At 31.1% G+C, this 13,152-nt stretch carries 8 protein-coding genes; 5 read left to right on the top strand and 3 right to left on the bottom strand.

The window, feature by feature from the left end:
• Nucleotides 1-12: 12 nt before the first annotated feature.
• On the bottom strand, nucleotides 13-3,096 hold the full coding sequence (locus ABJD66_RS04040; protein ID WP_100896370.1) for a TonB-dependent receptor: 3,084 nt from the start codon (nucleotides 3,094-3,096) through the stop codon (nucleotides 13-15).
• A 242-nt stretch (nucleotides 3,097-3,338) separates the two neighbouring features.
• The gene (locus ABJD66_RS04035) at nucleotides 3,339-4,973 is read right to left on the bottom strand and encodes a hypothetical protein (protein WP_348128512.1); all 1,635 of its coding nucleotides are present in this window, start codon (nucleotides 4,971-4,973) and stop codon (nucleotides 3,339-3,341) included.
• Between the two features lie 449 nt (nucleotides 4,974-5,422).
• Between ABJD66_RS04035 and ABJD66_RS04030 the strand changes: the two genes are divergently transcribed.
• Nucleotides 5,423-6,013 carry a DUF6134 family protein gene (locus ABJD66_RS04030; RefSeq protein WP_348128509.1) on the top strand — a complete coding sequence of 197 codons (591 nt, stop codon included), beginning with the start codon at nucleotides 5,423-5,425 and terminating at the stop codon, nucleotides 6,011-6,013.
• 11 nt (nucleotides 6,014-6,024) lie between these two features.
• Nucleotides 6,025-6,801 (top strand): patatin-like phospholipase family protein, encoded by a 777-nt coding sequence (locus ABJD66_RS04025; protein ID WP_100896368.1) that lies wholly within the window; start codon nucleotides 6,025-6,027, stop codon nucleotides 6,799-6,801.
• 78 nt (nucleotides 6,802-6,879) lie between these two features.
• Here ABJD66_RS04025 and ABJD66_RS04020 read toward each other — a convergent pair whose 3' ends face one another.
• Nucleotides 6,880-8,235 carry an MFS transporter gene (locus ABJD66_RS04020; protein WP_348128505.1) on the bottom strand — a complete coding sequence of 452 codons (1,356 nt, stop codon included), beginning with the start codon at nucleotides 8,233-8,235 and terminating at the stop codon, nucleotides 6,880-6,882.
• 337 nt (nucleotides 8,236-8,572) lie between these two features.
• On the opposite strand from ABJD66_RS04020, the gene ABJD66_RS04015 reads away from it, so the two are divergent.
• The 3 genes from ABJD66_RS04015 to ABJD66_RS04005 all read left to right on the top strand — a co-directional run.
• Nucleotides 8,573-9,718, top strand: coding sequence for a formylglycine-generating enzyme family protein (locus ABJD66_RS04015; RefSeq protein WP_348128502.1), 1,146 nt, complete (start codon nucleotides 8,573-8,575; stop codon nucleotides 9,716-9,718).
• A gap of 111 nt (nucleotides 9,719-9,829) precedes the next feature.
• Nucleotides 9,830-10,786, top strand: coding sequence for a thioredoxin-disulfide reductase (gene trxB / locus ABJD66_RS04010; protein WP_348128499.1), 957 nt, complete (start codon nucleotides 9,830-9,832; stop codon nucleotides 10,784-10,786).
• 291 nt (nucleotides 10,787-11,077) lie between these two features.
• Nucleotides 11,078-13,152 (top strand): SusC/RagA family TonB-linked outer membrane protein (locus ABJD66_RS04005; RefSeq protein ID WP_348128496.1); only part of this gene is annotated, 2,075 nt, incomplete at its 3' end.

The raw sequence follows: 13,152 nt of genomic DNA, 5'->3' as shown, positions 1-13,152 counted from the left end.
ATTAATCAGTTATTAAAAGTGCAATTGCACTCCAAGTAAAAATTGTCTTGCAACTGGGTAGTTACCTTTATCAATTCCTCTAGTAAATATACCATCACCACCAACCTCAGGATCATAACCTGTGTATTCTGTAAACGTAAATGGGTTAGTTGCAGAAAGGTATATTCTTGCAGAATTTAGTCCTAGTTCTGGTATGTCTTTAAGTGTATAACCAAGGCTAATGTTTCTAATTCTAAAGTAAGTACCATCTTCTAAAAAATAATCAGATCTAGACCTTACATTATTATGAATAGAGTTTTGCCTATTTGTAGGAACATCAGAATTAGGATTTTGTGGACTCCACATATAAAATTGCTCTAAGTGCCTACCCTGAGTGTAAGCATAGTATTTAGCTCCGTTATAAATTTCTGCTCCTTTAGAGAAATAAGATTGAATGTAGAAGTCAAAGTTTTTATAATCTAAATTTAAGCTTAAGCCAGCTTCAAAATCTGCTTGTCCAGATCCAGAGTACACACGGTCATTGTCATTAATAACATTGTTACCATCAATATCCTTGTACATCATATCTCCTAACTGTGCACTTTTATTAATTACTTTGTAAGCATCTAACTGTTCTTGTGTTTTAATAACACCATCATGCTGTACTAAGAAAAAGGCGCCGGCCTCATAACCTTCTGCTAAAAAAGTAGTAAAATCTATATTACCACCTAAAACTGTAGAAGGCCTTCCGTTACCATAACCTCTTGTTGTGCCATTAAGGTTAGTAACCTCATTATCATTCTTAGTAAAAGTTGCACTAATTGTATAACCAAAATCTCCTTTTTTAGACCTGTTTTTAAAGCTTGCGGCCAACTCTATACCCTTATTAACCATATTACCAGCGTTAATAACTTTAGTGTCATAAACATTAGTGTTAGGGTGATAAGTACCTGCAGAGGAAGGTAAACGCTCCTCTAATAGCATATCTTTTTTATCGTTTTGGTAAACGTCTGCTGTAATGTTTAGTTTGTTTTCTAATAAAGTAAGATCTATACCAATGTTTTTAGATATTGTAGTTTCCCATTTAATATTTGGATCTACAAATCTTCTTTGTGTTAATCCAAAGCTTAATGTTTCATTACCACCAAAAGGATAATTAACACCACTTTCTATAGATGGTATGTATGAGTATGAAGGTATATTTTGATTTCCTAACTCTGCATAACTAACTCTAAGTTTAAACTGGTTTACAAAAGATATATTTTTAAAAAAGTTTTCTTCATGAATGTTCCAACCGGCAGAAAATCCATAAAAGTCACCATATCTATTTTTTTCTGAGAAACGAGAAGAACCATCTCTTCTGTAACTAGCAGAAAATAAGTATTTTTCATCAAAATTATATTGTATTCTCCCAAGTTTACCAGCTAGCTTTCTTTCATCAATAAAAGAAGTAGGAGCAATAGGGTCACTACCAGAACCTAGTGTTTTTGAACTGTTACCAGACTCCTCACTAAAGTTAACCCCTAAACCTAGTGATTTAGAATTAAACTCTTCATAAGATAAAACAGCTAAAAAGTTTAAATTATGTTTCCCTAAAGATTTTTTATAGGTAAACATATTTTCAATAACGTTTCTTTCTGTAGAAACAAAGTTCTCTTCTAATTTTGCATTTTCTCTAGATGCAGTAGGGTTTAAACCATCTTTGTCATATACTAAATATTGTGGTTGAAAGAAAGAACGACTATAGTCATATGTATTTCTACCCAGGTTTACTTTATACGTAAAACCATCAAAGAACTCATATTGTAAATTAGCAGCAATATTTACGCTTGTTGTTTTACGGTCGTCTTCATTATTTAGTTGCTGAGAAAGGTAACTGTATAATATAGCATTACGTACCGGAATTTCTACGCCGTTACCACCAACGCTGTTTAAGCCAGTTAAAGGTGGTTGCCAAGGTTTTTGAGCTATAGAATACTCATACAAACCCCAAGGCTCTTGCTCTCTATTTTCATTTGTATAGCCAATTGTAGCAAATGCTTTAAATTTATTTTTTCTAAACTCACCTGTAAAACGAGTTGCTAGCCTGTCAAAACCAGAATTAACTAAAATACCATCTTGGTTAAAGTAATTTGTATTGAAGCTTAGTGTTAAGTTTTCACTACCACCAGAAACACCTAAACTGTAGTTTCTTATTATAGCGCCATCATTTTGAACATCACCCACAAAATCTGAGTCATAATCTAATGCATCTGGATTAAAAAAGAAAATTAAAGGATCTCGCCCTAGTGCTTTAAGCATTACATCTTCTGCATATATCTGCTGTTGTGTATTCATTAAAGCTGTACCAGATGTAATATCTTGTATACTTGTATAAGTGTTAAAGTCTACTTTTATACTACCAGACTTTCCTTTTTTTGTAGTTATAAGTATAACACCGTTAGATGCTCTTGTACCATATATTGATGCTGCTGCACCATCTTTTAAAATATCTACAGAAGATATAAGTTCTGGAGATATGTTTGGATTATCTTCGTAAGGAATACCATCTACAACGTATAATGGGCCTAGAGCATTTGGACTAACAGAGCCTAGCCCTCTAATTTGTACATTTGCAGCTTCTCCAGGTCTACCACTACTAGCTTGTATATTTACACCTGCAACCTGGCCTTGTAGAGCTGTACCAAGATCTGATGTAGCTGTTTTATCTATTACATCATTACTAATATTTACTACAGCACCAGTAACTTCTTTTTTCTTTTGAGTACCGTAACCAATAACTATAACTTCTTGTAAAGCAGCAGCATCTGGCTCTAAAGTTACATTAATATTTTCCTGGCCGGTTAATAAAATTTCTTTAGACTTGTAACCAACATAGCTGTAAACAAGAGTATTACCTTTTTCGGCTTTAATTGTATAGTTACCATCAAAATCTGTATAAGTACCATTAATTGTACCTTTAATTATTACATTTACGCCTCCAATAGGAAAGCCTTCAGCAATAACGGTACCTTTTACCTCACTAGTTTGTGCATACCCAAAGGTAAAACTGAAGAATAGCACCCAAACGAGTAATTTGGGCTTTAACCTTCTTGTTAAATTAAGTTTAATTTTCATAAAAAGTTTGTTTAAGTTAATTAGCTACAAATGTTGTTTATATTAACCCATGTATGTGTTATTTTAACTAGACTAGAACTAAACAAAACACTACAAAATGCAATTTTAACTAGACTTATAATGAACAATTTGCATTTGTTTATTTTTATTAGCTACTTGTTATCAGTGGTTTACATTTCTGTAATTTAAATGTTAATCCTTTTTTTTCTGAACCAATGGTGTTAATGTATAACGACGTAGTTTTAAAATCTACTGATAAAATCTTCTAGATTATCTTCTCTTTTTAAACCAAGTTTTTTTCTAAGCCTATATCTAGATGTGTGTACGCTTTCTACGGAAATACCCAGTAATTTAGACATATCCTTACTAGGGAAATTTAAGCGGACTAAAGCGCATATTTTTTGATCTGTCTGGCTTAACTGTGGGAATTTTACTCTAAGATTTTCGTAAAAGCTTTGGTTTATTGTAGTAAAACGAGCTTCAAACTCAGACCAATTTTTGCTAGGAGTTCCTTGAAAAGTTTTTAGTGCTCTTAAAATAACTTTTTTATTTACAGTTTCTCCTGCTACTTCTATCTTCTTTTGCAAGCCAGCAATAAATTCATCTTTCTCTATTAATCTTAATGCTGCCTGGGTAAGCTCTTTGTTTTTTAATTCTAAAACCTCATTTGTTTTCTGAGTTTTTAATTTTTGCTTCTCGGCAATTATTTGCTTTTCAGTTCTGTGCTTGTTTTTTATTTGTTTTATTAAAACAATACCGTAAAAAAGAAGGGATATAATAAGTATGATGAGAATTATTGACTTTAAAAGCCAAATTTTGTCTTCCTGTTCATAATTAGCTATTAGTTGTTCTTGTAAAGCGTCTTCTTGTTTTTCTTTTTCTAATCTATAATTATCTTTAATCTCTAATAGATGTTTACTGTTTTCACTAGTAATTCCGAATATTTTATTATTTAGAACTGTTTCCTTATTTAAATAGTAGTAAGCTTCTTTGTAATTTTTTAAGTCGAGGTAAATTTCTTTTAACCCTTCATATGCTTTTAGCTTATAATTTAAATGACTTTTATTATTTTCAGATAAGCTTATAGATTTTTTATACTCTAAAATACTTTCGTCATACTTATGCATCATTCTATATACATCTGCATTTAGTGCGTATATAACTGCCAGGTATGTTTTGTCTTTGTATGTAAAGTGGTTTTTGCAGCTGTCTAGTTTTTCTATTGCAGTATTATAGTTGCCTTTAACAGCTTCTAAATATCCTTTTTCTGCTTTAATATAATAACTAGTTAATTTTGGTTCTAATTTAGCTTGGTAGTAAATACAAGAATCTAGGTATTGTGCTGCTTTTTTGTAATTTTTATTACCTCTGTATAAATTAACTATAGAAAAATAATCACTCGCAATAAAATGGGCGTTAGATTCATTTTTTTTAAATTTTATCTTTCTAAGTTTAATACTTTTATTAAAGTATTCTAGAGCTTTTTCATCACGCTTATAAAAACTATAAAGCCACCCAATTTCTTGGTAAACATCTGCTGTTAACTTAGGGTCTTTTATTTTGTCTGCAAGTAAAAGTGCTTTCCAGTAGCCGTCATAAGACTTGCTGTAATTTAAATTATGAGAATATAAAATAGATATTTCTTTTAATGCCTTTATTGCAGAAATGGTGTCTTTTTTCTCAAGATCTAAGTCTATTTTTTGTTTAAAATAATAAGCAGAACTGTCAGGATTTTTGTGAGCCCACTCACGTGCCAAATTTAAATAATTTTCTGTTTGTCTATTGTCTTGGCAGTAAATGTTTGTTGTGTTTAAGACAACTAATATTAAAATTGTAAGTCTTAAGTTAAGCTTTAATTTAAGTATGGAGGATATCATAAAATATGAATTTGCTATTTTTTGCAACTATTTTTAATGGTTTATTACTTATAAGTACTTAATAATGTGTAGTTGAAAATTTTATAGCTTGTTGTTTATAGCTTTTAGTTTGTTAATAATTTAATTGTGTTGGTCTGGTTATTGTAAAAATTACAAAAAATAAAAGTAGTTAAAAATACAACTAGGTCTAGTCGTATTTTACTTACAATGCGCATTTGTCTAGTTTTAGTCTAGTTTAAAATGACTTATTTTGGTGTAAATATTCTAAAAATTGACTTTTTAGAATTAAAATGTGGTAATATAAAGAAGAAGAGTGTTAATATATTTACTAAATTTTAAGTAATGTGTAGTTAAAATTTATACTGATTTATATCATTTTTAAATTAATTAAAATTAAATAGCTTGGTATAAAAATGATGCTAAACTAAATAAATACTATTTTAAATTATATGATAAAAAACATAGCGCTTGTATTATTTTTTTGTGGTTTATTAAGTAATACTAAAGCAGACACAACTGTTTTAAATTTTAATATTCTTCACAAAAATAAAGTTGTTGGTAGTTTAGTAGCAACCAAAGTTATTAATGGGGATATAATTAGTTACCATAGTTTTACACAAATACAAGCTAAAATTATAACAACTGTAGATTTAAAATACGATTATAATGTAACTTTTAATAGTGATAAACTTTTTAAGTCTAACGTTAGTATTTTACTTAATGGTAAGTCTTTAGCAGAAACAAGTACATTGTTTAGGAATGGAGAATATTTAGTAAATAAAAATAAAAAGGTACTTAAATTACAAGATTCAATTGTCTATAGCACTGTATTGTTGTATTTTAAAGAACCCATAAATGTTAAAGAGTGTTACTCTGAGCAAGACGGGTCTTTTAATACACTAGTTTCTTTAGGAAATCATAAATACAAGAAAATTAATAGTAAACGAAATGAAAATGTGTATGTATATAAAAATGGAGTTTTATATGAAGCAACTATAGATGGTGGTTTAATTAACTTTGTAATTCAATTAAAAAAATAAAATAGTTTATAATGAATATAGGTCTTGTGCTTTCTGGAGGAGGAATTAGAGGTGTAGCTCACATTGGAGCAATTAAAGCCTTAGAGGAAAACAATATTTTTCCGACTCATATTTCAGGTACAAGTGCAGGTGCAATTGTAGGTTCTTTATATGCTAGTGGAGCTAGTTGGGAGCATATTTTACACTTTTTTAAAACAATACCTTTATTTAATAGACATAATTACGCCCGTAGTAAGCCTGGTTTTTTAGACACTGAAAAATATTATGAAAATTTTAAAGGTTTTTTTCCTGAAGATGATTTTAGTGCGTTAAAAAAACCGTTGTATGTTACAGGTACCAATATAATAGAGGGAACATTAAAGGTTTTTGATAAAGGGCCTGTTATTAGACCTGTACTTGCTTCGGCTTCTTTTCCGGGTATGTTTACCCCTATAAAAATAGATGGTTCTTATTATGTAGATGGTGGTGTTTTAAACAATTTTCCTATAGAACCACTACAAAAGGACTGTGATAAAATTATAGGAGTATATGTAAATCCATTAAAGAAAATAAAAATAGAAGACTTAAAACATTCTTATACAGTTGTAGAACGTGCTTACAAATTAAAGTCTGCATCAGAATCTATGCTTAAATTTAATTTATGTGATATGATAGTTTTACCTGAAGGATTATCTGATTTTGGTACGTTTGATATGGGAAGTATTGATACTATATTTGAACTTGGTTATTCTGCAACAAAAAAGCTTCTTGAAACTGATGCAAACTTATCTAATTTTAAAAGTGTTTAAAATACTATATAAAGTCTATAATTAAAAAAGCTTCTCTGTAATAGAGAAGCTTTTTTAATATTTTAAGCTAAAACAACATTATGCACTAGCGGTTTCTTTGCTTGATTCTTTTGTGCTTTTCATCCAAAAATATAATATGGTAAATAATACAATTAATATTGCCGGAAAAAGTACCATAGTACCTAAAGTTTCTTGGCCTGACTCTAAAATTACGTTATTTATTGAAGACTCTAAATTACTCTCGCTAACATTAATTAATGAAGCAGCTTCATTTAGATTTTCTTTACTTTCAAAAATATTTTTAGCCTCATTAAATATTTTTCCAGAAACATTAAGTGAAGAATTGGCTATTTTATCAACATCAGAATCAATCCAACCACCAATAATTGGAGAAAAAATAGAGTTAGCAAACATTCCTACAGCTCCAATAATAGACATACCTAGAGCACCACTTTTAGGTATTTTGTCAGCAACAAAACCAATCATATTTGGCCAAAAATAGGCAACACCTAGAGCAAAGAAAATTGCTGCTACATAAGCCATTTCTCCCGTTTGTGTACTAAACAAGTATATACCAATAGTTGCTAAAACAGCAGAACCAAGTAGCACACCTGTTTGGTCAAATTGTTTTACTACTGATCCTCCAAAAAAACGGGCTACAGCCATTAAACCTGTAACTAGCGCTAAAATAAGCATGGGGTTAGCACCACTTTTTTCTAATATTAATCCAGACCATTGTTGTGGTCCAAATTCAGATATAGCAGTTAATGCCATACAAATAATCATAAAAATAAATAACGGAGAAAGCATTGCTTTCAGGTTACTACCAATAGTGGCTGCCTCTTTAATTTTAGCTTTAGGCCAACTTTGTCCCCAGAAGAAAACAGCATAAATTATAGTAGGAATCATAATCATCCAGATTTGCGATTGCCAACTCATTTCTGCGTCTGTCATAAATTTAGATAGTAAACTACCTATTACAATACCACCAGGAAACCACATATGAAAACGGTTTAGCATTGTACTCATTTTGCTTCCTTTAAAAGCATCTGCAATCATTGGGTTACAAGCAGCTTCTGTACAGCCATTACCTAAGCCAATTAATAAAGTAGATATAAGTAAGCCAACATAACTGTTAGCATAAATAGTCATAACAATACCAATTGCATGTGCAAAAAATGCAAATTGCATAATAACCTTACCGCCAACTTTGTGATAAATTAAACCACCAATAACCATTGAAATAGGAAAACCTAAAAACCACATAGAATTTATAAAACCTAATTGCTCGGCATTAAAGCTAAGCTCTTCTCCTAATTGTTTTAAAATTCCGGCTCTAATACTAAAAGATAAAGCAGTAGAGATTAAAGCAAAGCAACTGCCATAAAATAACCGTTTGGCATTTGTTCCTGTTCCCGTAATTGTATTTTCCATAAGTTAGTTTTGTTTGGTAAAATTGAGTTTTAGTTAAGTTTTATAAAAAAATCTAAAATAGACTTTATATAGTAATTCAGTTGTTAATTTTTAAAAGTAATAAAGTTTTACTTCTAAATACAAATTTAATAGTAATGACTAGGGTATAATTTTATTATATATTTTTTATAGGGGTGTTTTTTATCAATTTGATAATTTTTAATCATTTGTAACTGCTGTAAACAGTCAATAAATACCATTTGTTATACAAATAAGCACGTATTTATTACTGAGAAATACATTAAACTTTTTTTAGATCTATATATTTGTTACTACTTATTTTTTATCAAATTAAATTATGAAACTTAAAATGCGTAGCCTACATTATATTTTACTTTTATCTTTTGTAGCAATTGTTTGTACACAATGTAAAGATGTACCTAAAAAAGAACAGCAAGAACCAAAGAAAACTGTTACTCCAAAAAAGGATAATGTAAAAAAGGATACTACTTATACCTTAATAACAGAAAAACCTGAAGATGTAAAAGTGCCTGAAGGTATGGTTTGGATACCTGGAGGTATGTTTGTACAAGGAGCAGTGCCACAGGATAAAATGGCAATGCAGCATGAGAAACCTGCACACAAAGTAGCTGTAGATGGTTTTTTTATGGATATTACAGAAGTGACCAATGCGCAGTTTGCTAAGTTTGTTAAAGAAACAGGTTACATTACTGTTGCAGAAAGAGCAATAGATTGGGAAGAAATGAAAAAACAAGTTCCTGAAGGAACACCAAAACCACACGACTCTATATTACAGCCAGGTTCTTTAACATTTAAAAAAAGTAAAACATCTGTACCTAATTTATTTGATTTTTCTCAGTGGTGGGACTGGACAATTGGTGCTAATTGGAAACACCCAAACGGACCTAAAAGCTCTATAAAAGGATTAGATAACCATCCGGTTGTACAAATTTGTTATGAAGATGCAATGGCTTATTGTAACTGGGCAGGAAGAAGATTGCCAACAGAAGCAGAGTGGGAGTATGCTGCAAATGGAGGAAAAACAGGAACCATATTTTTTTGGGGAGATGATAAATCTGTGTTGTCTAAAAACGCCAATAGTTGGGAAGGAGAATTTCCTGTAGAAAACAGTAAAAAAGATGGATATGAGAATCGTGCACCTGTAAAAAGTTACCAGCCTAACGGTTATGGATTGTATGATATGGCAGGTAATGTTTGGGAGTGGACAACAGATTGGTACAATGTTAATTATTATAAAGAATTGGCAGCTGTTACAACTAAAAAAAATCCGCTTGGAGCAACAGATGCCTATAACCCTCAAAACCTATATATTAAAGAAAAAGTTATTAAAGGAGGATCTTTCTTATGTAGTGACAGTTACTGTGCTAGTTATAGAATATCTGCTCGTATGGGATCTAGTGTAGACTCTTCTGCAGAACACACAGGTTTTAGAACAGTTGCTACGGTAAAAATGTTAAAATAAAGTCAAATTATATATGACTATGACTCTATTGTAACAATTTATGGCAATAAGCTTTTCAGTTTGCATAAAAAAATTACATTTGTGTTCTAAACTAAACTTTGAACTAATATTATGTCAGATACAATAGAGAGAATTAAATGTCTTATTATAGGCTCAGGACCAGCAGGATATACAGCAGCAATTTATGCTTCTAGAGCAGATTTAAAGCCAGTAATGTATACAGGTATGGAGCCAGGTGGACAATTAACAACTACTACAGAGGTAGATAATTTTCCTGGGTATCCAGAAGGTATAGACGGGCCAACAATGATGACGCAACTGCAAACACAAGCAGAGCGTTTTGGTACAGAGGTAAGAATAGGTATGGTTACTAAAGTAGAATTTAATACTACTGTAGGTGGTGTACATAAAGTAATAGTAGATAATTCTAAAACTATAGAAGCAGAAACTGTAATTATTTCTACAGGTGCAACTGCAAAGTATTTAGGATTAGAAAGTGAGCAACGTTTACGTGGAGGTGGAGTATCTGCATGTGCTGTTTGTGATGGTTTCTTTTATAAAGGTCAGGATGTTGCTATTGTTGGAGCAGGAGATACAGCAGCAGAAGAGGCATCATACTTAGCTAATATTTGTAATAATGTTACTATGCTTGTTCGTAGAGATGAGATGCGTGCTTCTAAAGCAATGCAACACAGAGTAAATAGTATTTCTAATATTACTGTAAAATATAATACAGAAGTAGACGAGGTATTAGGAGAGCAGGTTGTAGAAGGTTTACGTATGGTAAACAATCAAACTCAAGAAAAAGAAGATATTGAAATTACAGGTCTTTTTATAGCTATTGGTCATAAACCTAACACAGATATTTTTAAAGGTCAGTTAGATATGGACAGTACAGGTTATTTAATAACAGAAGGTAAGTCTACAAAAACAAATATACCAGGTGTATTTGCTAGTGGAGATGTACAAGATAAAGAATATAGACAAGCGGTTACTGCTGCAGGTACAGGTTGTATGGCAGCTTTAGATGCAGAACGTTATTTAGCAGCTATAGAAGAAATAGCTTAAAATATATATATGATTGATTTAAAAGACTGCAGTAATGCAGTCTTTTTTTTGTTTTAAATTACTTATGTTCATTGAATAATTAACAATTGTTATATTTATTATAAACTTAATTTTTTAAGACTTTTAGTGATTATAATTAACTTAAATTTGTCTTTTGTTAATGTATTTGTGAGAAATTACCTGTTTAATTAAGAATAATTTAATATTTATTTCTTCTTTAATTTGATTTATTGATTTTTTTATTGACTTTAGTTTCACTTAACTAATTTATTAATCAAAAACTCAATTTTTATGAAGAACACATTAGTATTACTCTTTAGTGTGCTTTTTACAACCATTGCTTATTCGCAACAAATTTCTGGTACTGTAACCGACAGTGAGGGAATTCCGTTATTAGGCGTTACAATAGTAGTAAAGGGTACACAAAACGGAACTACAACAGATTTTGATGGCAAGTATATTATTAATGCCAAACAAGCAGATGTTTTAAAGTTTTCTTATATCGGAATGCTTCCTAAAGAAGTCACAGTAGGTACAACTACGGTAGTTAATGTAACTTTAGAAGAAGATGCTAGTCAGTTAGATGAGGTTGTTGTTACAGCTTTTGGAGTAGAAAAGAAAGAGAAATCTTTAGGGTATTCTGTAACACAAGTAAAATCTGAAGACCTTAATTTAACTGGTCAAGCAAATGCATTAGAAGCTTTACAAGGTAGAGTTGCTGGTGTACAAATTAATAGAACATCCGGATCATCTGGTGGCGGTGTAGACATTCTAATTAGAGGTGTAACCTCTGTAAATCCAGATCGTAGTAATCAACCACTAATTATTGTAGATGGTATAGCGTTAAATAACGATACTTTTTCAGGAAACGTTTCTCCTAGTGCAGGATCTAATTCGCCTAGCAGTTCAGAACAATTTAGCTTTTCTAATAGAGCTGGTGATATTAACCCAGAAGATATAGAAAGTTATAATGTTTTAAAAGGAGCTGCTGCAACCGCATTATACGGTGTAAGAGCAGCAAACGGAGCAATTGTAATTACTACTAAAAAAGGAAAAAAAGGCAAGGCTAAGGTTAATTTTACTGCTTCAACAACTTTTAGAAATTTAGAAAAAACACCTAATTTACAAGAAACCTATAGAGAGGGTTTTAGCGGAGCACCTAGAACGTTATATGACCCAGACTCAGATACGGGGTTTAACAGGGTTCAAAATGGTACTTCATTTTATTCTTGGGGACCTAAATACACAGATGACTCATATACTCTTGAATCTGGTGATGTAGTAGATTTAACTAATGATCAGTTTTATAGTCCGTATGATCTGTTTAAAACAGGAGTAAACACTCAGGTTAATTTAAACATAAGCGGAGCTACAGAAAAAATGGATTATTTCTTTTCTGTAGGAAATAATAATGAAGAAGGTATTTTACCAGGAACTTATTATGATAAAACTAACTTTAGATTAAAAAGTGGGTATCAAGTAACAGATAACTTTAGCATCAACACATCTATCTCTTACTCAAAATCTGGAGGTAACAGAGGTAATTCTGGAGATAAGTCAGTTATGAGTTCTTTGTCATACTACTCTGGTACATTTCCTATTAACGATTACCAAAATCCAGATGGTACACAACGTAATTATACATTTGGTGTTATAGATAATCCAAGATATTTTATAGAAAAAAGTAGTTTATTTGATGATGTTAATCGCTGGGTAGGTAACGCAATACTTAAATACTCACCTAAAGATTGGCTAAATATTACGTATTCTGCTCAGGTAGATAATTACTCAGACCAAAGAAACCGTTTTGTACCAGCAGATTTAGATGTAGGGACACAAGTTGGAGGCTTTATTGTAAATCAAAATATAAACTTTACAGCTTTAGAATCTAACTTTTTAGTTGCTATGAACAAAGATTGGTCTGATGATTTTAGAACAGATCTTACTTTAGGTCATCAAGTATCAGACACAAAAAGAAATTATGCAGATGTAAGAGGAGAAACGCTAAATGTGCCAGGTATTAATGAGCTAGGTAATACTATAAATACTTTTGCTAATGAGAGTGTTACTCAGTTGCGTAACGTTGGTGTATTTGGAGAACTTAAACTAAGTTATTTAGATAAGTTATTTTTAACAGTAACAGGTCGTAATGACTGGGTTTCTACTTTACCAAAAGACAATAGGTCATTCTTTTATCCGTCTGTAAGTTTAGCTTATGATGTTTCGGACGTTTTTGGAGATAATGATGTGTTTACATTTGGTAAGCTTAGAGCATCCTGGGCAGAGGTAGGTAAAGGGCCATTATTTGGGCAAGTAGGTCATTATTTTGTTGTAGATGGAGACTTTCCTTTTGGAGGAGCAGGTGG

This window comes from Cellulophaga sp. (assembly GCF_039943695.1).
Taxonomy (GTDB): Bacteria; Bacteroidota; Bacteroidia; order Flavobacteriales; family Flavobacteriaceae; genus Cellulophaga.
Note: the sequence above shows the minus strand (reverse complement) of the source record. Positions and strands in the feature narration are given on the sequence as shown.